Origin of the sequence: Burkholderia aenigmatica (genome assembly GCF_048627025.1) — a bacterium.
Taxonomy (GTDB): Bacteria; Pseudomonadota; Gammaproteobacteria; order Burkholderiales; family Burkholderiaceae; genus Burkholderia; species Burkholderia aenigmatica.
This window is the reverse complement of record NZ_CP184468.1, coordinates 532,813-555,092: the sequence shown is the minus strand read 5'-3', so window position 1 is coordinate 555,092 and position 22,280 is coordinate 532,813. Positions and strand designations below refer to the sequence as shown.

Genomic DNA, 22,280 nt, shown 5'->3' with positions numbered 1-22,280 from the left:
GCGCGCCGACGGCCGGGCCAACGGGGCGAAAGCCGCCCGTGCACGGGCCCGCGCGGGTACAATCGGCGTCAACGTCCGCGCGCGTGCGCGCCCGAAGAATGTCTCGATGAACCGATTTTCCAAGCGTTTCGGCCCGCTCGCCCCGTATCGCCCGCAACCCGTGTCGGAAGTGCTCGGCCGCACCGACGCGTTCGCGGCGCTGCGCGCCGGCGTCGAGCAGATCGCGTCGCTGCAGCGCGATCTCGCCGCACTCCTGCCCGACTACCTGGCAAACCACATCGAGCCCGGCTTCGTGAAGGACGGGACCCTGACCCTCTTTGCCGCGCACAACGCGCTGGCCGCGCGGCTGCGGCAGGTCGAGCCGCGGCTGCTCGGCGATCTCCAAAAGCGCGGCTGGCCGGTCTCGACGCTGCGCGTACGCGTGCGCCCGAAGGATGCGCCGGAGCCGCCGCACGTGAAGCAGGCGCGGATGACGTCGGTCGGCGCGGCCGCGTTGCGCGACCTGGCAGATCATCTCGATCCGTCACCGCTGCAGGACGCGCTCGCGCGGATGGCGGCCCGGCATGGCGCCAAGCCGCGCTGACGGCGTTACGATGCGCGCCGCCGGCAGCGCCAGCGCCCGGCCAATAAAAAAAGCAGCCCGAAGGCTGCTTTTTTATTGCTTGCGCCGAACGCAGGTCAGGCGAAGGCCGTCTGCATGTCGAACGCGAAGCCCTTCGGCGCGGCTTGCGGATCGTCGAACGTGACGATCTCGTACGCATCTTCGTTCGCGAGCAGTTCGCGCAGCAGCGCGTTGTTCAGCCCGTGGCCCGACTTGTACGCCGTGTACGACGCCAGCAGCGGATGGCCGATCACGTACAGGTCGCCGATCGCGTCGAGCATCTTGTGCTTCACGAACTCGTCGTCGTAGCGCAGCCCGTCGTTGTTCAGGATGCGGTACTCGTCGAGCACGATCGCGTTTTCCATGCTGCCGCCGCGGGCGAGACCCATCTCGCGCAGCATCTCGGCCTCATGCGCGAAGCCGAACGTGCGTGCACGCGCGATCTCGCGCACGTACGACGTATTCGCGAAATCGACCTCGAGCTCCTGGCCGGTCTTGTCGACGGCCGGGTGACGGAAGTCGATCGAGAATTTCAGCTTGAAACCGAAGTACGGATCGAGACGCGCGAACTTGTCGCCGTCGCGGATTTCGACCGTCTTCTTCACCTTGACGAAGCGCTTCGGCGCGTTCTGCTCCTCGATCCCGGCGGACTGGATCAGGAACACGAAAGTAGCCGCGCTGCCGTCCATGATCGGGATTTCCTCGGCCGTCACGTCGACATAGAGGTTGTCGATGCCGAGGCCGGCACACGCCGACATCAGGTGCTCGACCGTCGACACGCGCACGCCATCCTTCTGCAGCACCGACGCGAGCCGCGTATCGCCGATCGACGTCGCCGCGGCGGGAATGTCGACGGGCGTGGGAAGGTCGACGCGGGAGAACACGATGCCCGTGCCCGGCGCGGCGGGACGGAGCGTCAGCTCGATCTTGCGGCCCGAGTGGACACCGATACCCACGGTCTTCACGATGGATTTGATGGTGCGCTGCTTCAGCATGATGTTCTTCGTCGTGATTGAAGATATCAATCAGGAGTTATATTCGATAGGGGAGATTATAGCGTAATTCCCTATTCAGCGTAGTTTGAAACTGCGTATCAATCTGTTTCGGCTGTTTACCCGCGCCGATACGGGACGGGCCGATGCCCGGAACGGAGGCGTTTCCGGTCATCAGCCCGTGTTACAACTGCCCTGAGGCCGGTGAGCAGCGTTGCCGGCAGGCAACGGCGCACCGCACGATCAGGACGTCAACGTCGCGAGAACACTCGCCGCATCGCTCACTTCGAATTTGCCCGGCGCCTCGACGGCCAGCGTCTTGACCACACCGCCGTCAATCACCATCGCGTAGCGCAGGGAACGAATTCCCATGCCACGCGCGGACAAATCCTGCGTCAGCCCCAGCGCATGAGTGAAAGCCGCGCTGCCGTCCGCCATCATGCGCACCTTGCCCGCGGTGTGCAGATCACGTCCCCATGCGCCCATCACGAATGCGTCGTTGACGGACACGCACCAGATCTCGTCGATACCCGCCGCGCGCAGTTGCTCGGCGTGTTCGACGTAGCCCGGCACATGCTGCGCCGAGCAGGTCGGCGTGAAAGCGCCCGGCAATCCGAAGATCACCACCCGCTTTCCCGCAACCTGGTCGCGCACGCTGTAGGCGTTCGGCCCCAGCGTGCACCCTTCGCGCGCGTCGTCGATGTACTCGAACAATTGCGCGTCGGGCAGCGCGTCGCCCACTTGAATCATGGCTGGTCCCTCATAGCGATACGGTTTTTCAGCGTGTTACGGACAGCACGGCCCATCCCGCCCCGCTTGCGCGGAGAGGGCACCTTTCCCGGCCCGGCGTCGCAATCGACGCGGCCTGTCGTGGTCCGTAGCATCCGTCACGCCGGCGATACCGCGGCAGTTTCGCCGCGGCTTCGCCTGTGTTTGCGTCAGTCAGCCTGCTTGCGCAGGAAAGCCGGGATGTCGTACGTGTCGACACCCTTCTCCTGCAGCGCCTGCACGTGCGATGCCGCGGTTTCGCGCGAATTGCGCCACACCGCCGGCGTATCGAGCGCGCCGTAGTCGGCCGTGCTGACGTGATGCGTCGGAGCGTAGCCGTGCGAAACCGCGCTGACCGGCTGGTTGTCCGTACCCGTGCGCAGCAGCGTCATCGGTGCCGATTGCTGCTTCTTCGCCGCACGGCCCAGACCCGTTGCCACGACCGTCACGCGCAGTGCATCGCCCATCGCATCGTCGTACACCGCACCGAAGATCACCGTCGCGTCTTCCGCCGCGTAGCTCTTGATCGTGTTCATCACTTCGCGCGTTTCCGACAGGCGCAGCGAACGGCTCGACGTGATGTTGACCAGCACGCCGCGCGCGCCCGACAGATCGACGCCTTCGAGCAGCGGGCTCGCCACGGCCTGTTCCGCCGCGAGGCGTGCGCGATCGACGCCGGCGACCGTCGCCGTGCCCATCATCGCCTTGCCCTGCTCGCCCATCACCGTCTTCACGTCTTCGAAGTCGACGTTCACGAGGCCATCGACATTGATGATTTCAGCAATGCCTGCAACCGCGTTATTCAACACGTCGTCCGCGCACTGGAAGCACTTGTCCATCTCGGCGTCGTCGCCCATCACGTCGAACAGCTTGTCGTTCAGAACGACGATCAGCGAGTCGACGTGATCCTCCAGTTGCTGCGAACCGGCTTCAGCGACGCGCATGCGCTTGCCGCCTTCGAACTCGAACGGCTTGCTGACGACACCCACCGTCAGGATGCCCATCTCCTTCGCGATCTGCGCAACCACCGGTGCCGCGCCCGTGCCCGTGCCACCACCCATGCCGGCCGTGATGAACACCATGTGCGCGCCGCGCAGTGCGTCGGCGATGCGCTCACGCGCTTCTTCCGCTGCCGCACGGCCCATTTCCGGCTTCGCGCCAGCGCCCAGACCCGTGTTGCCGAGCTGGATCACCGACGATGCACGCGAACGCGACAGCGCCTGCGCATCCGTGTTCATCACGATGAAGTCGACGCCCTGCACACCGCGGTTGATCATGTGCTGGACGGCATTGCCGCCAGCGCCGCCAACGCCGACCACCTTGATGATGGTGCCGTTGGTTTCGGTTTCCAGCATTTCGAATTCCATTGTTGCCTCCGTCAAGAGAAATACTGCTACTCGGCCGTTATTCGGCAGGAGATCGGGCAACCCCCTGTCGCGCGCCAGCCGCCGGCACCGGCGCGAATTTCGATTCGGTTCGTCAGAAGTTGCTCAGGAACCATTCCTTCATCCGCGAGAACACCTGCCCCGCGTTGCCGGACTGCACGGCGACCTTGCGGCCGCGCATGCGCTGAGCACTGCCTTCGACGAGCAGCCCCATCGCCGTCGAGTAGCGCGGATTGCGCACGACGTCGGAGAGGCCGCCTGCATATTCCGGCGCGCCGATGCGCACCGGTTTCAGGAAAATGTCTTCGCCGAGCTCGACCATGCCGGGCATCATCGACGCCCCGCCGGTAATGACCACGCCGGAGCTCAGCAGTTCTTCGTAACCCGATTCGCGCACGACCTGCTGCACGAGCGAGAACAATTCCTCGACGCGCGGCTCGATCACGGCTGCGAGCGCCTGGCGCGACAGCGTGCGCGGGCCGCGTTCGCCGAGGCCCGGCACTTCCACCATTTCGTCCGGATCGGCGAGCGCCTGCTTGGCAATGCCGTAGCCGACCTTGATGTCTTCGGCATCCGGCGTCGGCGTGCGCAACGCCATCGCGATGTCGCTCGTGATCTGGTCGCCGGCGATCGGAATCACCGCGGTGTGACGGATCGCGCCTTCGGCGAAGATCGCGATGTCCGTCGTGCCGCCGCCGATGTCGACCAGCACCACGCCGAGATCCTTCTCGTCTTCCGTCAGCACGGCCAGCGACGACGCGAGCGGCTGCAGGATCAGGTCGTTCACTTCGAGCCCGCAGCGGCGCACGCACTTGACGATGTTCTGCGCGGCACTCACCGCGCCCGTCACGATGTGCACCTTCACTTCCAGCCGGATGCCGCTCATGCCGATCGGCTCGCGCACGTCTTCCTGGCCGTCGATGATGAATTCCTGCGTGAGGATGTGCAGCACCTGCTGGTCGGTCGGGATGTTGATCGCCTTCGCGGTCTCGATCACGCGCGCCACGTCGGTCTGCGTGACTTCCTTGTCCTTGATCGCGACCATCCCGCTTGAGTTGAAGCTGCGGATGTGGCTGCCCGCGATCCCCGTGAACACGTTGGTGATCTTGCAGTCGGCCATCAGCTCGGCTTCCTCGAGCGCGCGCTGGATCGACTGCACGGTGGCCTCGATGTTGACCACCACACCTTTCTTCAGACCCTTCGACTCGCTCTGGCCGAGACCGATCACCTCGTAGTGGCCTTCGCCCTTCAACTCGGCGACGATGGCCACCACCTTCGACGTGCCGATGTCGAGGGAAACCAGCAGATCCTTGTAGTCTTTGCTCATAAAGTGCTCTTGCGTGTGATCTCTCGTTACTTCTTGCGCTTGTCGGTATCGGTCAGGAACCGCATGCCTGCCGCGCGAATCGCGAATCCGTTCGGATAACGCAGGTCCGCGTACTCGATGTCGTTGCCCCAGCGCTCCGTGACAGCCGGCCATGCGGCGACCAGGCGCTGGCTCCGGTCATGCAGCGACTCGCTGTTGCGTTCCTTGCCCAGCTCGACCTGCATGCCGTTCGACAGCTTCACCGTCCACGCGTACCGCGCCGACAGCGTCACTTCTTCCGGCGCCGCCTTCAGCGGCGCAAACCATTTCCCGAAGTCGCGATACCGCGTGACGACTTCCTTCGCACTGCCCTCCGGGCCGTCGAACGCCGGCAGTTCCTGCTCCAGCTCGCCCTGGTTCGCGGTGAACAGCTCGCCGTCGACACTCACGAGCTGGTCGCTGCCCCAGGTCCCGAGCGGTTTGTACTCCTCGAGCGTGACAGCCAGCGCATTCGGCCACACCCGGCGCACGCTCGCGTGGCGCACCCAGGGCATCTGCTCGAACGCGCCGCGTGCCGCATCGAGATCGACCGTGAAGAAATTGCCCTTCAGCCGGCCGACCACGCCCGCGCGCACCGTCGGTGAATTGATGTGCTCGGTGTCGCCGTCGATCCGGATTTCCCGCAGCGCGAACGTCGGGCGCTGGATCAGCCAGTAGCAACCGGCCGCCGCCAACACGAGCAGCAACAGCGCGTACAGCGCGCTGGCGGCAAGGTTGAGTTGGCGAACGTTGTTCCACATACGTCGTTCCGTTCCTGCGTCAGTCGTTGAGCGTGAGCGACAGCACCTTCACGACCAGCTCCGAATAGCTGATGCCGACCGCGCGCGCGGCCTTCGGCGGCAGCGAGTGGTCGGTCATGCCCGGCGCGGTGTTCACTTCCAGGAAGTACGCGTTGCCGTCGGCGTCGAGCATGAAATCCGCGCGGCCCCAGTCGGTGCAGCCGAGCACGTCGAATGCACGGCGCGCGATGCGCTTGAGCTCCGCTTCCTTGTCGGCGGGCAGCCCGCACGGAATCAGGTATTGCGTGTCGTCGGCGACGTACTTCGCGTGATAGTCGTAGAACTCGCCAGCCGGCACGATCTTGATCACCGGCAGGTCGAGATCGCCGGCGATGCAGGCGGTGTATTCGCCGCCGCCCTCGATGCTCTTCTCGACGATCACGATCGGGTCATGCTTCGCGGCTTCCGCGAGCGCCGCCGGCAGCGCGTCGGCCGTCTTCACTTTCAGCACCGCCACGCTCGAGCCCTCGCTCGCCGGCTTCACGAACAGCGGCAGGCCGAGCTTCGCGACGATGTCCGTCGCGCGCGCCGCCAGGTCGTCGCCGCGCAGCACCGTCTCGAACGGCGGCGTCGGCACGCCCGTCTGCTGCCACACGAGCTTCGTGCGGAACTTGTCGAGACCGAGCGCCGACCCGAGCACGCCGCTGCCCGTGTAACGAATGCCGTAGAAATCGAGCGCGCCCTGGATCTGGCCGTTCTCGCCGTAGCCGCCATGCAGCGCGTTGAACGCGCGCACGAACCCTTCATCCTTCAGCGCCGCCAGCGGGCGCTCGGCCGGGTCGAACGGGTGCGCGTCGATGCCCGCGTCGCGCAGGCCCTGCAGCACGAGCTTGCCCGACGTGAGCGACACCTCGCGCTCCGAGGACTCGCCGCCGAACAACACCGCCACCTTGCCGAACCGTTTCGGATCAATCCCGCTCATGTCATGCCTTCTGTTGAGTGTGCTGCGCGACCTTCGCCGGCACGCCGCCGATCGAACCCGCACCCATCGTGATCACCACGTCGCCGTTCTGCGCGACCTTCGCCAATGCGTCCGGCACGTCGTCGACCGTCGCGACGAACACCGGGTCAACCTTTCCTACCGCGCGCAACGCACGCGACAGCGCTTCGCCGTTGGCGGTCGAGATCGCCGCCTCGCCGGCCGCGTAGACCTCCGTCAGCACCAGCGCGTCGACCGTCGACAGCACGTTGACGAAATCGTCGAAGCAATCACGCGTACGCGTGTAGCGGTGCGGCTGGAACGCCAGCACGAGGCGGCGGCCCGGGAACGCGCCACGCGCGGCCGCGATCGTCGCGGCCATCTCGACCGGGTGATGGCCGTAGTCGTCGATCAGCGTGTACTGGCCGCCGTCCGCGGTCGGCACCTCGCCGTAGCGCTGGAAGCGCCGGCCGACGCCGTTGAATTCCGCGAGCGCCTGCTGGATCGCATCGTCCGTCACGCCGAGATCGGTCGCGATCGCGATCGCCGCGAGCGCGTTCTGCACGTTGTGCAGGCCCGGCAGGTTCAGCACGATCGCGAGCGGCGCGCGCCCTTCGCGAATCACCGTGAAATGCATGCGGCCGTCGCGCGCGTCGATGTCTTCCGCGCGCACCTGCGCGTCCGGCGACAGGCCGTAGCGCACGACCGGCTTCGAGATGAACGGGATGATCTGCCGCACGTTCGGATCGTCGACGCACACGACCGCGCTGCCGTAGAACGGCAGGCGCTGCGTGAATTCGATGAACGCCTGCTTGAGCCGCGCGAAATCGTGGCCGTAGGTGTCCATGTGGTCGGCATCGATGTTCGTGATGACTTCGATCACCGGATACAGGTTCAGGAACGACGCGTCCGACTCGTCGGCCTCGGCGACGATGAAATCGCCCGTGCCGAGCCGCGCGTTCGCGCCGGCGCTGATCAGCCGGCCGCCGATCACGAAGGTCGGATCGAGCCCGCCCGCCGCGAGCACGCTCGCGACGAGGCTCGTCGTCGTGGTCTTGCCGTGCGTGCCGGCGATCGCGATGCCCTGCTTCAGGCGCATCAGCTCGGCCAGCATCACAGCGCGCTGCACGATCGGCACGCGCTTCGCGCGCGCGGCCAGCACTTCCGGGTTGTCCGAACGCACGGCCGTCGACACGACGACCGCGTTCGCGCCCTCGATGTTCGCCGCGTCGTGGCCGATCGCGATGCGTGCGCCGAGCGCCTGGAGACGATCGGTCACCGCGTTGCGCGACAGGTCCGAGCCGCTGACCTCGTAGCCGAGGTTGACGAGCACTTCGGCGATGCCGCTCATGCCCGCGCCGCCGATCCCGACGAAATGAATGTGTTTGACGATGTGTTTCATTGCAGTTGTTCCAGGTTCGCGCCGGCCGCCTTCGCGCACACGCGCGCGACTTCGTCGGTGGCCTCGGGCTTCGCCAGCGAGCGCGAACGTTCCGCCATGTCCGCGAGCGACGCCCGCGACTGGCCGCGCAGCCAGTCGGCGAGCAGTTCCGCCGACAGGTCGCGTTGTTGCACCAATACCGCCCCGCCCGCATCGGCGAGGAACGCTGCGTTGGTCGTCTGGTGATCGTCGACCGCGTACGGGAACGGCACGAACAGCGCCGCCACGCCCACCGCCGCGATCTCCGACACCGTCATCGCTCCCGACCGGCAGATCACGAGATCCGCCGCCGCATACGCGGCCGCCATGTCGTCGATGAACGGCACGAGCCGCACGTCTTCGCCGGCCGCGAAACCGGCCGCTTCGTAATTCGTCTTCAATGCTTCGATGTGCTTCGCGCCAGCCTGATGCACGATGCGCGGGCGTTCGCCCGGCGTCAGCATCGCCAGCGCGCGCGGCACGACTTCGTTCAACGCGGCCGCACCGAGGCTGCCGCCGACGACCAGCACGTTCAGCGGGCCGCTGCGCGCTGCATAGCGTGCTTTGGGCGCTTCCGTGCGCGCAAGTTCCGCGCGAATCGGGTTGCCCGTCCATTCCGCGTGCGGCAACGCACCGGGGAACGCGACGAGTACGCGTTTCGCGATTTTCGCGAGCACCTTGTTCGTCAGGCCCGCGATCGAATTCTGTTCATGCAGCACGAGCGGGCGCCCCGACAGCGCGGTCATCACGCCCGCCGGGAACGTGATGTAGCCGCCCATCCCGAGTACGACGTCGGGCCGCACGCGGCGCAGCGCGGCAAGGCTCTGACCGCATGCGCGCAGCAGGTTGAACGGCAGCGTCAGCTTGGTCTTCAGGCCCTTGCCGCGCAGCCCGCCGAAGCGCACGTATTCCATCGGAATGCCGTGCTTCGGCACGAGCGTCGCTTCCATCCCGGCCGGATTGCCGAGCCACACGACGCGCCAGCCCGCCGCTTCCATCCGGTGCGCGACCGCGAGCCCCGGGAACACGTGGCCCCCGGTGCCGCCTGCCATCACCATCAGCGTGCGTTGCGACGCGGTCATACCTTCCCTCCGCGCATCAGCACCCGGTTTTCGTAGTCGACCCGCAGCAGCACCGCGAGCGCGACGCAGTTCAGCAAGATGCCCGAGCCGCCGTAGCTCACGAGCGGCAGCGTCAGGCCCTTCGTCGGCAGCAGCCCGAGGTTCACGCCCATGTTGATGAAGGTCTGCGCGCCGAACCAGATGCCGATGCCCTTCGCGGTCAGGCCCGCGAACGTGCGATCGAGCGCGAGCGCCTGGCGGCCGATCTCGAACGAGCGGCGCACGATCCAGTAGAACAGCAGGATCACGACCAGCACGCCGACGAAACCGAGCTCTTCGCCGATCACCGCGAGGATGAAGTCGGTATGCGCTTCCGGCAGGTAGTTCAGCTTCTCGACGCTGCCGCCAAGACCGACGCCGAACCACTCGCCGCGGCCGAACGCGATCAGCGAGTGCGTGAGCTGGTACGCCTTGCCCTGCGCGTAGCGCTCGTCCCACGGATCGAGGTACGCGAAGATCCGCTCGCGACGCCACGGCGACAGCCACACCAGCATCGTGAAGGTGCCGACCGCCGTCGCGACGAGCCCGCCGAACAGCTTGCCGTTCACGCCGCCGAGGAACAGCACGCCCATCGCGATCGCCGCGACCACCATGAACGCGCCCATGTCCGGCTCGAGCAGCAGCAGCGCACCGACCAGGCCGACCGCGAACGCCATCGGCAGGAAGCCCTTGGCGAAGCTCTGCATGTATTCCTGCTTGCGCACCGTGTAGTTCGCCGCGTAGATCGTCACCGCGAGCTTCATGATTTCCGACGGCTGCATGTTCGTGATGCCGAGCGGAATCCAGCGGCGCGCACCGTTCACGCCCTTGCCGATGTGCGGAATCAGCACGATCACGAGGCCGACGAGCGCGATCAGGAAGAGATGCGGCGCGTATTTATCCCACGTCGACACCGGCACGCGGAATGCGATCACCGCCGCGATGAACGCGACGACGAGCGAGATGCAGTGACGCATCAGGAACGCGTAATCGTGATACGACGCGTATTTCGGCGAATCGGGCATCGCGATCGACGCCGAGTACACCATCACGACGCCGAGCCCGAGCAGCGCGATCGCGACCCACAGCAGCGAATAGTCGAAGTCGAGCATCCGCGAACGGCTCGGGCGCACGCCGTTGACGACGCTCGCGAGGCCGCCCGTCGCGGCACGCGTGGCCGACGCGACGCGGCCGCCCGCGGCATTGCCGCCGGTGTCGCGACGATCGTTGAAACGGGAGACGAGGCGATCGGACCAGCTCATGGCGTCGCTCCTTTGTCGATGGCGATTTCGTCGACCGCCGCGCGGAAGACATCCGCGCGATGGGCGTAGTTCCTGAACATGTCGAGGCTCGCGCAGGCGGGCGACAGCAGCACTGCATCGCCCGGTTCGGCGAGGTCGGCCGCCGCATGCACCGCGCCTTCGAGCGTCGCGTGGTCGGCGAGCGGCACGCCCGTTTCGGCGAGCGTGTCGCGAATCGCCGGGGCGTCACGGCCGATCAGCATCACCGCACGGCACCAGCGCGCGACCGGCGCGACCAGCGGCGCGAAGTCCTGCCCCTTGCCGTCGCCGCCCGCGATCAGCACGATCTTCTGCGCGAGCCCGTCGAGCGCGGCAACCGTCGCGCCGACGTTCGTGCCCTTGCTGTCGTCGACATAATCCACGTCGTCGATCGTCGCGATCACTTCGACGCGGTGCGCCTCGCCGCGGTATTCGCGCAGCGCGTGCAGCAGCGGCGCGGCCGGCAGGTCGATCGCGCGTGCGAGCGCGAATGCGGCCAGCGCGTTCGCCGCGTTGTGCAGCCCGCGGATGCGCAGCGCGTCGGCCGGCATCAGGCGCTTCTGCGCGATGTCCGGCGTATGCGCGGCGTCGCGCTTGCGCCGGCGGGTCGTCGTCGCGACTTCGTCCGGTGCGTCGCGATCGACGGCTTCGACCAGCCACGCGATACCGTTGTCGCGCGACAGCCCGTAATCGCCGTCCTGCACCGGTTCGTTCAGGCCGAACGTGACCGTGCGCGGCGCATCGGCTGCGCCGGCTGCCGGCGCGAACTTCATCACGGCCGCATCGTCGCGGTTCAGCACGCGCGTCGTCGTCGCGCCGAAGATCCGGCCCTTTGCCTGCGCGTATGCGTCGAAGCTGCCGTGCCAGTCGAGGTGGTCCTGCGTGATGTTGAGGATCGCGGCCGCATCGGGCGCGAACGTGCGCGCGGTCTCGAGCTGGAAGCTCGACAGTTCGAGCACCCACACGTCGGGCAGCGCAGTTTCGTCGATCGCACCGGCGAGCCGGTCGAGCATCGCGGGGCTGATGTTGCCCGCGACAGCGACCTTCTTGCCCGAGCGCTGGCACAGCAGGCCGGTAAGGCTCGTCGTCGTGGTCTTGCCGTTGGTGCCCGTGATCGCGAGCACCTTCGGCTGGTAACCGCTCGTGCCGAGCGCGCGCAGCGCCTGCGCAAAGAATTCCAGCTCGCCCCACACCGCGACGCCCTGCTCGTTCGCGGCCGCGACCAGCGCCGCGAGTGCCGGTTCGAGCGGCGACAGCCCCGGGCTCAGCCCGACGAGCTCGACGCCGCCGTCGAGCAGCGCGGGCGTGAACGCCCCGCCGACGAATTCCGCATCGATGCCTTCGGCCTGCAGCGCGGCAAGGTTCGGCGGCGCCTCGCGGGTATCGGCAATACGCAGCCGGCACCCGTGCCTCGCGCACCATCGCGCGATCGCGAGACCCGATTCCCCGAGCCCCAGTACGAGCACCATCGGCCGTTGCCGATCTCCAAACATCTCGCCAGACATCCTTGTTACCTTTCCTTTACCGCAGCTTGAGGGTGGTCAGACCGAACAGGCACAGCATCAGCGTGATGATCCAGAAACGCACGACCACCTGCGTTTCCTTCCAGCCGGACAATTCGAAATGGTGATGCAGCGGCGCCATCTTCAGCAGACGCCGTCCTTCGCCGTAGCGCTTCTTCGTGTACTTGAACCACGACACCTGCAGCATCACCGACAACGTTTCCGCAACGAAGATGCCGCCCATGATGAACAGCACGATTTCCTGGCGCACGATCACCGCGACCGTGCCGAGCGCGCCGCCGAGCGCCAGCGCGCCGACGTCGCCCATGAACACCTGTGCGGGGTGCGTGTTGTACCAGAGGAACGCGAGCCCTGCCCCACCCATCGCGGAACAGAAGATCAGCAATTCGCCCGCGCCCGGAATGTGCGGGAACAGCAGGTATTTTGAATAAACCGCGCTGCCCATCACGTACGCGAACACACCCAGCGACGCGCCGACCAGCACGACCGGCATGATCACGAGACCGTCGAGGCCGTCCGTCAGGTTCACCGCGTTACTCGCGCCGACGATCACGAAATAGGTCAGCACGATGAAGCCCCAGACGCCGAGCGGATAGCTGATCGACTTCAGGAACGGCAGCATCAGGTCGGCACGCGCCGGCAGCCCCATCGACAGGCCGCTCCGCACCCATGCCATGAACAGGTCGAACACGCGCACGTTGTTCGCCTCGGACACGCTGAACGCGAGGTAGACGGCCGCGAACAGCCCGATCACCGACTGCCAGAAATACTTCTCGCGCGACGACATCCCGCGCGGGTCCTTGTGGACGACCTTGCGGTAATCGTCGACCCAGCCGATCACGCCGAAACCGAACGTGACGAGCATCACGATCCAGATGAAACGGTTCGTCAGGTCGCCCCACAGCAGCGTCGCGACCGCGATGCCGATCAGGATCAGCACGCCGCCCATCGTCGGCGTGCCGGACTTGACGAGGTGCGTCTGCGGGCCGTCCTTGCGCACGGCCTGGCCGACCTTCATTTGCGTCAGCTTGCGGATCACCCACGGTCCGCACACGAGCCCGATCCCGAGCGCGGTGATGGTGGCCATCACCGCACGGAACGTGAGGTACGTGAACAAGCGCAAAAAGCTTGCGTCTCCTTGCAGCCATTGCGCCAGCGCCAGCAGCATGCTTCCTTCCTTCTACTCAGTGTGCAGCGGGCGACGTGCCCGCTGCGGGTTGGTTCGTCAGCGCGTCGACCACGCGCTCCATCTTCATGTACCGCGAGCCCTTCACGAGCAGCGTCGCCTGCGCGCCGTAGCCCGCCGCGAGCAGTGCGCCGACCAGCGCGCCGACGTCGTCGAAATGGCGAGCCGTGTCGCCGTACGCCGTGCAGGCATCGCGCGACGCATCGCCGAGCGCGAACAGCGCATCGATCCCGCGCTCGCGCGCGTAGGCACCGACCTCGCGATGGAAGGCCGGCCCTTCGTCGCCGACCTCGCCCATGTCGCCGATCACCAGCACGCGCGGCGCCGGTTGTGCGGCGAGCACGTCGATCGCGGCACGCATCGAATCGGGATTCGCGTTGTACGTATCGTCGACGACCGTGGCACCCGCGAGGCTGCCTGCGATCGCCTGCTTCACCTGCAGCCGGCCCTTGACCGGCTCGAACGATTCGAGGCCCTGCTTGATCGCCGACAGCGCAACGCCGGCGCCCAGCGCCGCGGCCGTGGCAGCCAGCGCGTTGCGCGCGTTGTGCTCGCCGAGCGCGCGCAGCCGCACCGTGACGGTGCCCGCGGGCGTGTCGATCGCGAGTTCGCCGCCGTGCAGACGGCCCGTGACCTGTGCGTCGTTCTGCCGTTCGGCGTCGTGCAGCGCGAAATCGAGGATCCGGTTGCCGGTCGCCGCGACGCGCCAGATGCCCGCATACGCGTCGTCGGCCGGGAACACCGCAACGCCGTCCGGCGGCAGCGCGTGAATCACGGCCGCGTGCTCGAGCGCAACGGCTTCGACCGTCGCCATGAACTCCTGGTGCTCGCGCTGCGCGTTGTTGACGAGCGCGACCGTCGGCGCCGTGAGGCGCGCGAGGACTTCGGTCTCGCCCGGGTGGTTCATCCCGATCTCGATCACCGCGAGACGATGCGCGGCCGACAGGCGCAGCAGCGTCAGCGGCAGGCCGACGTCGTTGTTCAGGTTGCCGGCCGTCGCGAGCCGCGCGTCGGCGCCGACCGCCGCCGCGAAGATCGACGCGATCATTTCCTTGACGGTCGTCTTGCCGTTGCTGCCCGTCACCGCGACGAGCGGCAGCGCGAATCGTTTGCGCCAGCCGTGTGCGAGTGCGCCGAGTGCGGCACGCGTTTCGCCGCCCTCGATCGCCGGCATCGTGACGCCCGCCGGCACGTGCGCGACGAGCGCCGCTGCCGCACCGCGCGCAGCGACATCGCCGAGGAAGTCGTGCGCGTCGAAGCGCTCGCCTTTCAGCGCGACGAACAGGTCGCCGGGACCGGCCGTGCGGCTGTCCGTCGACACGCGATCGAACGTGACACTCGCGTCGCCGTGGACGGTTGCGCCGGGAATCAGGCGAACGGCTTCGCCGAGACTGAGCATCGTCATTCGGCGCCTCCCTTGCCGTGCGTCGCGCGCGCTGCCAGCGCAAGCCGCGCGTGATCCTGGTCGGAAAACGTGCGTTTCTTGCCCATGATTTCCTGCGTGGCCTCGTGGCCCTTGCCGGCCAGCACGACGACATCCTCGCGTGCCGCGCCGCGCACGGCCTGCAGGATCGCGCTCGCGCGATCCTCGATACGGCGGGCGTGATCGGGGGCGGTCATGCCCGCGACGACCTGGTCGATGATGCGCTGCGGATCCTCGCTGCGCGGGTTGTCGCTCGTAACGACGGCCTCATCGGCGAGCCGCTCCGCGATCGCGCCCATCAGCGGGCGCTTCGTCGCATCGCGATCGCCGCCGCAACCGAACATGCAGACGAGCCGGCCACCGCGCGCCGCAGCAATCGGGCGCAGCGCGTCGAGCGTCTTTTCGAGCGCGTCGGGCGTATGGGCGTAGTCGATCACGACGAGCGGTTCGTCGTTCTGCAGCCGGCCGCCGAGCCGCTGCATCCGGCCGTTGACGGACTCGAGCCGCGCGATCTCGGCGAGCGCCGCGTCGAACGGCACGTCGGCCGCGAGCAGCGAGCCGAGCACGGCAAGCAGGTTGCTGACGTTGAACGTGCCGAGCGTGCCGACCTCGACGTCGGCATCGCCCCACGACGAACGCAGGCGGAACGCCGTGCCGGTCGCGGTGGCACGCACGTCGATCGCGACCAGTTCGCGATCGGCGTCGGGCACCGGTGCATCGCCGATCCCGTACGCGATCGTGCGTACGCGGCCGGCCAGTTTCTCGAGCAGGCGCTGGCCGGCTGCATCGTCGCGATTGACGACCGCCGCGCGCAGGCCGCGCCATGCGAACAGCTTCGCCTTCGCGGCCTCGTATGCATCGAACGTGCCGTGATAGTCGAGGTGATCCTGCGTGAGGTTCGTAAACACCGCGATGTCGAAGGCCGTACCGTTCACGCGCCCCTGGTGCAGCGCGTGCGACGACACTTCCATCGCCACCGCCTTCGCGCCCGCGTCGCGCAACTGCGCGAGGCTGCGCTGCAGTTGCGGCGCGTCGGGGGTCGTGAAACCCGTCGGCACGAGCTGGCCGGGCATCCCGGTGCCGAGCGTGCCGATCACCGCGCACGGCTGGTGCAGCGCCGTCAGCGCGGTGGCGATCCATTGCGTGCACGAGGTCTTGCCGTTCGTGCCGGTCACGCCGATCGCGAGCAGGCTGTCGCTCGGATCGCCATACCAGCCGCTGGCGATCTCGCCGGCGAGCTGGTCGAGCGCCGGCACGGCCAGTGCGACGGGCACCGCCGGTGCCGCGTCCAGCCCTTCCGGCTGATACAGCACGGCAGCCGCACCGCGCGCGACGGCGTCGACGATGAAGGCACGATTGTCGGCCCCGTCGACTGCATACGCGACAAACACGTCGCCAGCCTTGAGGCTGCGCGTGTCGGCATGCAGTTGCGCGGCGGGGGCCACATGCTGACGCAGCCACGCAAGCGCGGCTGCGATCTGCTGATGCGCCGGATGGGAACTGCGAGCGGCGCTCATCGAACAACTCCTGGTGAATTACGCGTCGTGCTGGACACGATCATATGCTTCGCACCGCTCCCCGCGGCCAGCTTTTGCGGCCCCGTTGCGGAAGGTGCTGCCGGCGAATCGTCAGACACGACGAGCTGCTTGATCGGCATGTTCGGCGGCACGTTCAGCGCACGCATCGTGTCGCCGGCGATCGCCGAGAATACGGGGCCGGACACCTGGCCGCCAAAGTGGCTGCCCGCGGTCGGCTCGTCGACCGATACCGCGACGACGATGCGCGGATTCGGCATCGGCGCCATCCCGACGAACGACGCGCGGTACTTGCGCGTGTAGCCGTGACCTTCGTGCTTGTACGCGGTACCGCTCTTGCCGCCGACGCGATAGCCCGGCACGGCTGCATCCGGCGACGTGCCGCCCGGCGCCACCACCGTCTCGAGCATCGCACGCACTTCGCGCGCGGTGGTCGGGTTGAACACCTGCGTACCCACGACCGGCTGATTGGGGTCGGTCTTGAAAATGGTCACGGGCATCAGCTCGCCGTCATGCGCGATCGCCGTGTAGGCGCGCGCGAGCTGGAACAGCGACACCGACAGGCCGTAGCCGTACGACATCGTCGCCTGTTCGATGCGGCGCCAGCTCTTCCACGGACGCAGGCGGCCGGCCACCGCGCCCGGGAACCCGACCTTCGGCGCCTGGCCGAGGCCGATGCTCGTATACATATTCCACATTTCCTCGGGCCGCATCGTCATCGCGATCTTCGTCGCGCCGATGTTGCTCGACTTCTGGATCACGCCGCCGACCGTCAGCGTGCCGAAACCCGCGTCGTCGGTGATCGGCGCGCCGTCGAGCACGAAGTGCCCGTTGCCCGTCTCGACGAGCGTGTTCGGCGTCACGCGGTGCAGGTCGAGCGCGAGCGACACCGTGAACGGCTTCATGATCGAGCCCGGCTCGAACACGTCGGTCATGATCCGGTTGCGCAACTGCTCGCCCGTCATGCGCGAGCGGTCGTTCGGGTTGTACGTCGGGTAGTTGACGAGCGCGAGCACCTCGCCGGTGCGCACGTCAACGACCATCGCCGCGCCGGCCTTCGCCTTGAACTTCTCGACGGCGGCCTTCAGGTTCGCGTACGCGATGTACTGGATCTTGCTGTCGATCGACAGGTCGACGTCGGTGCCGTTGTGCGGCGGGATCTGCTCGGCGACGTCCTCGACGATGTGCCCCATCCGGTCCTTGATCACGCGACGCACGCCCGACGTGCCGGACAGCATCTTCTGGTCGCCCAGTTCGACGCCCTCCTGCCCTTCGTCCTCGACGTTCGTGAAGCCGATCAGGTGAGCGGTGATCTCGCCTTCCGGATAGAAGCGCTTGTATTCGTTGCGCTGATAGATACCGGGAATGTCGAGCGCGGCGACCTTGTCGGCGACGTCGATCGGCACCTGGCGCTTGACGTAGACGAAACCCTTGTCTTCCGACAGCTTCACGCGCAGTTCCTTCGACGTCATGCCGAGGAGCTTGCCGAGCTGGTTGACCTTGTCGGCGTCGAGATCGTCCGGCACCGCGTCGGGAATGGCCCAGATCGCGCGCACGGGCAGGCTCGTCGCGAGCACGAGCCCGTTACGGTCGAGGATCTTGCCGCGCGTCGCCGGCAGATCGATCGTGCGCTGGTAGCGGCTTTCGCCCTGCTTCCGATAGAACGCGTTGCCGGGCCCCTGGATCCAGAACGCGCGCGCGGCCAGCGCGACGAACGCCATGAACAGCAGGAACACGACGAACTTCGAGCGCCACATCGGCAGATGCACGCCCAGCACGGGGCTCGACGAGAATTTCACGTTCTGGCGCTTCTGGGACGGCTTCATCGCGCGCCTCCCTTGCCCTTGCCAGACGTGTCCGCGGAAGCCGGGATCGGCGCATCGATCGCCTTCGCAGCGCCCGGCGGCAGCGTCAGGTATTGCGTGCGGCCGGTCGTGATCGGCTGCATCTTCAGCGAGTCGTTCGCAAGCTGCTCGATGCGTGAGGTCTTCGACAGCGCGCTCTGCTGATATTGCAGCTGCGCGTAGTCCTGCTGGAGCTGACGCTCCTGCGACTGCGCACGCTGCAGCTGGATGAAGATCTGGCGCTGCTGGTTCGTCGAATTGACGACCGACAGCGCGCACCCCATCACGATGATCAGCAGGAAGATATTGAAGCGGCTCATGGCGTGACGCGCTCCGCGATGCGCATCACGGCCGAGCGGGCGCGCGGATTCGCAGCGACTTCCGCTTCACTCGGAAACTGGCGGCTGATGATCTTGAGCGGCGGGCTCGGGAGATCGACGGCGCGGATCGGCAGGCGACGATCGACCGCAGGCGCACTCGCGTGCGCCTGCATGAATCGCTTGACGATCCGGTCCTCGAGTGAATGAAAGCTGATGACCACCAGCCGCCCCCCTTGCTCCAGCAACGACAGTGCCGCGTCTAGTACGACTTGCAGGTCCGCAAGCTCTTGATTGACGTGAATCCGTATAGCCTGAAAGGTGCGGGTTGCCGGATCCTTGCCCTTCTCACGGGTTTTGACGACGTGACCCACGATTTGGGCAAGCTCGCCCGTGGTGTCGAGAGGCCCAAGACGGTCGGACTCTGCCCGGCGAGCAACAAGCGCCTTTGCAATCTGAAAAGCAAACCGTTCTTCCCCATAATCCCGTATCACCTCCGTCAATTCCTGCACCGAAGCCCGTGCGAGCCATTCCGCCGCCGACTCGCCGCGCGTCGGATCCATCCGCATGTCCAGCGGACCATCGGCGCGGAAGCTGAAGCCACGCGCCGGATCGTCCACCTGCGGCGAGGACACGCCCAGGTCAAGCAACACACCCGACACCTTCTCGACGCCGCGCGCCGCAAGCGCGTCGCGCATCGATGCAAAGCTGTCATGCACGATCGAGAAGCGCGCATCCTCGATGCCCTGCGCCGTCTCGATCGCCCTCGGATCCTTGTCGAACGCGATCAGCCGCCCGGCCGCCGCCAGCCGCGCGAGCACCGCGCGGCTATGGCCGCCGCGTCCGAACGTACCGTCGACATAGATGCCGTCCGGTCGCGTCACGAGCGATTCGACCGCTTCGTCCAACAACACGGTCCGATGCTGCAATTCGTTTCCCATCGCGGGCGTCTCCGTCACCGCAATCAGAACGTGAAATTCTTCAGCGCGTCGGGCATGCCCTGCGCCATCGCTGCCTGCTCCTTCGCGTTGTAGGTCTGCGAATCCCACAGCTCGAAGTGACTACCCATTCCCAACAACATGACTTCCTTTTCCAGTCCGGCTGCCATGCGCAGCTCGGGCGATACGAGAATCCGGCCGGCGCTGTCGAGATCGACATCCATCGCATTGCCGAGAAAAATGCGCCGCCACCAGTGCGCGTCCATCGGCAGCGCGGCGATCTTGGCGCGGAATACTTCCCATTCGGGGCGCGGAAACAGCAACAGGCAGCCGTCCGGGTGCTTGGTCACAGTCACCCGTCCTTCTGCCTGTCCTTGCAGCGCTTCGCGATAGCGAGCCGGCACCGACATCCGCCCTTTCGCATCGAGCGTCAGCGCCGACGCCCCTTGGAACACTTTCCGCTCTCCCGTTCAGGGCACCGAAGCACCCGCTCCATGCTGAGAATTTAGCCGGAATAGCCCGCCAAATCACACAAAAATACACTTTCTCACACTGTCTCCCACTTTAGAGGAAGGGTGTGGCACGGTCAAGGGAGCGGCCCGCTTTTTTGACGAATTTTGTTAGTTAGAACAAGGACTTACGCGCACATGCTCATGCGGCCCCTCATACCAAAAACCGTTATAAATGAACGAGCTAGTGCAACTTGTGAAGGTGATACGTGAGAAAGACGGGCCAGAGGGGTGTGCGGACGGGGCTTTCGGGGGCGGGAAAACGAGGAGTAAACGGGCGGTATCAGGGGCGGGAAACCGGGGCGGCGTCCCACGTCGCCCCGGTGCGAATCTCACAGATAGTACGCAGTGCTCGTCATGACTTTCGACGCCGCGCGCATCAGCATCCGCGCGGGTAGCGGCAACTCGATTCCGCCGGCGTCGGCCGCCGCCTTGCCGTGTTTCACTTCGTCGATACGCATCTGGTCGACGATCGCGCGCGACGCAGTATCGGCCGCCGGCAACTCGGACATATGACCTTCGAGATGGCTCTCGACCTGGCGCTCGGTCTCGGCCATGAAACCGAGGCTGACCTTGTCGCCAAGCGCGCCGGCCGCCACGCCGATCGCGAGCGAACCCGCATACCAGAGCGGGTTCAGCAGGCTCGGACGCGAGTCGAGCTCTTTCAGGCGGTGCGCGGTCCACGCGAGGTGGTCCTCCTCCTCCCGCGCGGCCTCTTCGAACATCGCCTTCGCCGACGCCGTGCGTGCGGTGAGTTTCTGCGCCTGGTAGAGCGCCTGCGCGCAGACCTCGCCGACGTGGTTTACGCGCATCAGCCCGGCGGCATGCGTGCGCTCCGCAGGCGTCAGTTCGACGGCCGGCGCCTCGGCCGGTGCGGGCACCGGGCGGCTCATCCGGCTAATGCCGGTCAGCGATCGCAGGCCGCGATCGAATTCGCTGATCAGTTCATCAAACACCATCCTGTTCTCCTGGCTGCAGGTGCTGCCGCGAGCGGCAAGGGCACGAGTCCGCTGCGTAACCGACTTGATTATTCAGCGGAAATTGCGGTTAACCCGTGATTTTAACCATTGTTGCATAAAGGAAACATGGCGGCCTTGAGCTGCGGCATTTCGCTTTGTGGCAAAAAACGGTTTTGCTACATTACGTCCGACTTCTTGCGAAGTTGATGGGGCCCGTCAACAGAACATAACTATCTGCCCCGCCAGAATAATTCAGTGAATTTTGGAGATCCGTTAATGAAAAAGTCGCTTCTCGCGCTCGTCGCGCTGGGCGCGTTCGCTGGCGCTGCCCATGCGCAAAGCAGCGTGACGCTTTACGGCATCATCGATGAAGGCCTGCTCTTCAACAACAACGCAGGCGGCAAGCACCTGTACAGCATGGCAAGCGGCGTGATGCAAGGCAGCCGCTTCGGCATGCGCGGCACCGAAGACCTCGGTGGCGGCCTGAAGGCGATCTTCACCCTCGAAAACGGTTTCGACGTGAACAGCGGCAAGCTCGGTCAGGGCGGCCTGATGTTCGGTCGTCAGGCTTATGTCGGCCTGTCGAGCCAGTACGGTACGGTCACGCTGGGTCGTCAATACGACTCCGTCGTCGACTTCGTCGGCCCGCTCGAGGCAGGCGACCAGTGGGGCGGCTACATCGCTGCTCACCCGGGCGACCTGGACAACTTCAACAACGCGTACCGTGTGAACAACGCGGTCAAGTTCACGAGCGCGACCTACGGCGGCTTCTCGTTCGGCGGCATGTACAGCTTCGGCGGTCAAGCCGGCCAGTTCGCGAAGAACCAGGTCTGGTCGCTCGGCGCAGGCTACAACAACGGCCCGCTGGTGTTGGGCGTCGGTTACTTGAACGCACGTACGCCGAACCAGTTCGGCGGCATGTTCAACAACGGTTCCGCGTCTTCGTCGGTGTCGTCGCCGATCTATGGCGCATACGCGAACAACGCGAACACGTACCAGGTCATCGGTGCGGGCGGCGCCTACACGTTCGGCGCAGCGACGATCGGCGCGACGTACTCGAACACGAAGTTCAAGGGCTTCTCGGCAGGCCCGTTCGTGAACCAGACCGCGACGTTCAACAACGGCGAAATCAACTTCAAGTATCAGCTGACCCCGGCGCTGATTCTCGGCGCAGCGTACGACTACACGCAAGGCAGCAAGATCGACGGCAACTCGGCAGCCAAGTACCACCAGGGTTCGCTGGGCGTCGACTACTTCCTGTCGAAGCGTACCGATGTCTACGTGATCGGCGTGTATCAGCACGCATCGGGCAGCGTACTCGACGCGGACGGCAACGTCCTGAAGGCAACGGCAGCGATCAACGGTCTCGCAGGCTCGAGCAGCAGCAACCAGGTCGCAGCGCGCGTCGGTATCCGTCACAAGTTCTAATCAGCTTG

At 66.3% G+C, this 22,280-nt stretch carries 20 protein-coding genes; 2 read left to right on the top strand and 18 right to left on the bottom strand.

From position 1 onward, the window contains the following. Positions 1 to 106 precede the first annotated feature (106 nt). On the top strand, positions 107 to 583 hold the full coding sequence (locus ACN8ZM_RS02670; protein ID WP_420210512.1) for a DciA family protein: 477 nt from the start codon (positions 107 to 109) through the stop codon (positions 581 to 583). A 95-nt stretch (positions 584 to 678) separates the two neighbouring features. On the opposite strand, the gene lpxC is transcribed toward ACN8ZM_RS02670, so the two are convergent. The 18 genes from lpxC to coq7 all read right to left on the bottom strand — a co-directional run bounded on the left by lpxC (position 679) and on the right by coq7 (position 20,844). Continuing rightward, on the bottom strand, positions 679 to 1,596 hold the full coding sequence (gene lpxC / locus ACN8ZM_RS02665) for a UDP-3-O-acyl-N-acetylglucosamine deacetylase (protein WP_011350845.1): 918 nt from the start codon (positions 1,594 to 1,596) through the stop codon (positions 679 to 681). A gap of 240 nt (positions 1,597 to 1,836) precedes the next feature. Beyond that, complete coding sequence (locus ACN8ZM_RS02660; RefSeq protein ID WP_011350844.1) at positions 1,837 to 2,343, bottom strand: peroxiredoxin; 507 nt, start codon at positions 2,341 to 2,343, stop codon at positions 1,837 to 1,839. A 188-nt stretch (positions 2,344 to 2,531) separates the two neighbouring features. Beyond that, positions 2,532 to 3,728: a cell division protein FtsZ gene (gene ftsZ / locus ACN8ZM_RS02655; protein WP_011350843.1), complete on the bottom strand. Its 1,197-nt coding sequence runs from the start codon at positions 3,726 to 3,728 to the stop codon at positions 2,532 to 2,534. Between the two features lie 112 nt (positions 3,729 to 3,840). Further along, on the bottom strand, positions 3,841 to 5,073 hold the full coding sequence (gene ftsA / locus ACN8ZM_RS02650; protein ID WP_006487138.1) for a cell division protein FtsA: 1,233 nt from the start codon (positions 5,071 to 5,073) through the stop codon (positions 3,841 to 3,843). Between the two features lie 26 nt (positions 5,074 to 5,099). Further along, the gene (locus ACN8ZM_RS02645) at positions 5,100 to 5,852 is read right to left on the bottom strand and encodes a cell division protein FtsQ/DivIB (protein ID WP_043191473.1); all 753 of its coding nucleotides are present in this window, start codon (positions 5,850 to 5,852) and stop codon (positions 5,100 to 5,102) included. Positions 5,853 to 5,871: 19 nt separating this feature from the next. After that, positions 5,872 to 6,813 carry a D-alanine--D-alanine ligase gene (locus ACN8ZM_RS02640; RefSeq protein ID WP_175021531.1) on the bottom strand — a complete coding sequence of 314 codons (942 nt, stop codon included), beginning with the start codon at positions 6,811 to 6,813 and terminating at the stop codon, positions 5,872 to 5,874. A gap of 1 nt (position 6,814) precedes the next feature. After that, entirely contained in the window at positions 6,815 to 8,212 is a 1,398-nt protein-coding gene (gene murC / locus ACN8ZM_RS02635) for a UDP-N-acetylmuramate--L-alanine ligase (protein ID WP_420210511.1), read from the bottom strand. Next, the gene (gene murG, locus ACN8ZM_RS02630) at positions 8,209 to 9,312 is read right to left on the bottom strand and encodes an undecaprenyldiphospho-muramoylpentapeptide beta-N-acetylglucosaminyltransferase (protein WP_089449853.1); all 1,104 of its coding nucleotides are present in this window, start codon (positions 9,310 to 9,312) and stop codon (positions 8,209 to 8,211) included. Before murG ends, murC begins: the two co-directional genes overlap by 4 nt. Further along, entirely contained in the window at positions 9,309 to 10,592 is a 1,284-nt protein-coding gene (gene ftsW, locus ACN8ZM_RS02625; RefSeq protein ID WP_043191485.1) for a putative lipid II flippase FtsW, read from the bottom strand. The genes murG and ftsW overlap by 4 nt, the downstream gene beginning before the upstream one ends. Beyond that, positions 10,589 to 12,103: a UDP-N-acetylmuramoyl-L-alanine--D-glutamate ligase gene (gene murD / locus ACN8ZM_RS02620; RefSeq protein WP_043191487.1), complete on the bottom strand. Its 1,515-nt coding sequence runs from the start codon at positions 12,101 to 12,103 to the stop codon at positions 10,589 to 10,591. Before murD ends, ftsW begins: the two co-directional genes overlap by 4 nt. A 28-nt stretch (positions 12,104 to 12,131) precedes the next feature. Next, positions 12,132 to 13,301 (bottom strand): phospho-N-acetylmuramoyl-pentapeptide-transferase, encoded by a 1,170-nt coding sequence (gene mraY, locus ACN8ZM_RS02615; protein ID WP_006477019.1) that lies wholly within the window; start codon positions 13,299 to 13,301, stop codon positions 12,132 to 12,134. A 16-nt stretch (positions 13,302 to 13,317) separates the two neighbouring features. Next, positions 13,318 to 14,724 carry a UDP-N-acetylmuramoyl-tripeptide--D-alanyl-D-alanine ligase gene (locus tag ACN8ZM_RS02610; protein ID WP_420210510.1) on the bottom strand — a complete coding sequence of 469 codons (1,407 nt, stop codon included), beginning with the start codon at positions 14,722 to 14,724 and terminating at the stop codon, positions 13,318 to 13,320. Next, positions 14,721 to 16,259, bottom strand: coding sequence for a UDP-N-acetylmuramoyl-L-alanyl-D-glutamate--2,6-diaminopimelate ligase (locus tag ACN8ZM_RS02605; protein WP_420210509.1), 1,539 nt, complete (start codon positions 16,257 to 16,259; stop codon positions 14,721 to 14,723). The genes ACN8ZM_RS02610 and ACN8ZM_RS02605 overlap by 4 nt, the downstream gene beginning before the upstream one ends. Further along, entirely contained in the window at positions 16,256 to 18,103 is a 1,848-nt protein-coding gene (locus ACN8ZM_RS02600) for a peptidoglycan D,D-transpeptidase FtsI family protein (protein WP_043191496.1), read from the bottom strand. The genes ACN8ZM_RS02605 and ACN8ZM_RS02600 overlap by 4 nt, the downstream gene beginning before the upstream one ends. Further along, positions 18,100 to 18,441 carry a cell division protein FtsL gene (gene ftsL, locus ACN8ZM_RS02595; protein ID WP_043191499.1) on the bottom strand — a complete coding sequence of 114 codons (342 nt, stop codon included), beginning with the start codon at positions 18,439 to 18,441 and terminating at the stop codon, positions 18,100 to 18,102. The genes ACN8ZM_RS02600 and ftsL overlap by 4 nt, the downstream gene beginning before the upstream one ends. Beyond that, positions 18,438 to 19,379, bottom strand: a complete 942-nt coding sequence (gene rsmH / locus ACN8ZM_RS02590) for a 16S rRNA (cytosine(1402)-N(4))-methyltransferase RsmH (RefSeq protein WP_043191501.1) — start codon at positions 19,377 to 19,379, stop codon at positions 18,438 to 18,440. The genes ftsL and rsmH overlap by 4 nt, the downstream gene beginning before the upstream one ends. 23 nt (positions 19,380 to 19,402) lie before the next feature. Next, the gene (gene mraZ / locus ACN8ZM_RS02585) at positions 19,403 to 19,831 is read right to left on the bottom strand and encodes a division/cell wall cluster transcriptional repressor MraZ (RefSeq protein WP_006487094.1); all 429 of its coding nucleotides are present in this window, start codon (positions 19,829 to 19,831) and stop codon (positions 19,403 to 19,405) included. Between the two features lie 386 nt (positions 19,832 to 20,217). Further along, positions 20,218 to 20,844, bottom strand: a complete 627-nt coding sequence (gene coq7 / locus ACN8ZM_RS02580; RefSeq protein ID WP_027788457.1) for a 2-polyprenyl-3-methyl-6-methoxy-1,4-benzoquinone monooxygenase — start codon at positions 20,842 to 20,844, stop codon at positions 20,218 to 20,220. 276 nt (positions 20,845 to 21,120) lie between these two features. On the opposite strand from coq7, the gene ACN8ZM_RS02575 reads away from it, so the two are divergent. After that, a complete protein-coding gene (locus tag ACN8ZM_RS02575) occupies positions 21,121 to 22,272 on the top strand; it encodes a porin (protein WP_043191506.1) in 1,152 nt (383 codons plus the stop codon). Positions 22,273 to 22,280: the final 8 nt, after the last annotated feature.